This window comes from Salinifilum aidingensis, from assembly GCF_054782015.1.
This window is the reverse complement of record NZ_BAAGTH010000049.1, coordinates 1-550: the sequence shown is the minus strand read 5'-3', so window position 1 is coordinate 550 and position 550 is coordinate 1. Positions and strand designations below refer to the sequence as shown.

Genomic DNA, 550 nt, shown 5'->3' with positions numbered 1-550 from the left:
TGGTCTTGCGGACGCGTTTCGGGATGAGGATGTCCCGGTTTCTGGCCAGTCAGCGCTCGTCTTCGGTGGGGCGGTGATGTACGTACTCGACCACCGTGCCGTCAGGGTGGCGTGCGTTGAACGCTGCTCCGGTGGGCACGTGCTGCAGTGGGAAGATGATTTCTGCGCCTTCGGCGACAAGTCGGTCGTAGTAGGGCTGTACGTCATCGACCAGTAGCGTGCCCGTGGTGCTGCGGAAGGGGAGCAGGTCCTCGTCACCGCCCTCGATGAGCAAGAAAGCGCCGACCGTGGCCAACCGTAGGTTCTTGGCCGGGTACGACCATTGGGCGTCGGCCCCAGTGCCCTGCAGCTTCTCGTAGAACGCGACGCCATCCTCGAGCTGCCCGGGGTGCAGGAACACACGGATGAGGACCCGGGGCTCGGCAAGGTCTGACGAGTCGGCGCGCTGGCGCTTCATCTGGGGAGCTTCGTCCTGGCTGGTCACGTCAATCGAAACACCCGAACCAACCGGGCCATTCCCAACGAGCAGCTCTTATCTCGAGCATCGATC

General features: G+C 63.6%; 1 protein-coding gene. It reads right to left on the bottom strand.

Features of this window, described 5'->3' with window-relative positions:
- Positions 1 to 49: 49 nt before the first annotated feature.
- Entirely contained in the window at positions 50 to 484 is a 435-nt protein-coding gene (locus tag ACYVJE_RS23075; RefSeq protein ID WP_461146137.1) for a VOC family protein, read from the bottom strand.
- Positions 485 to 550: the final 66 nt, after the last annotated feature.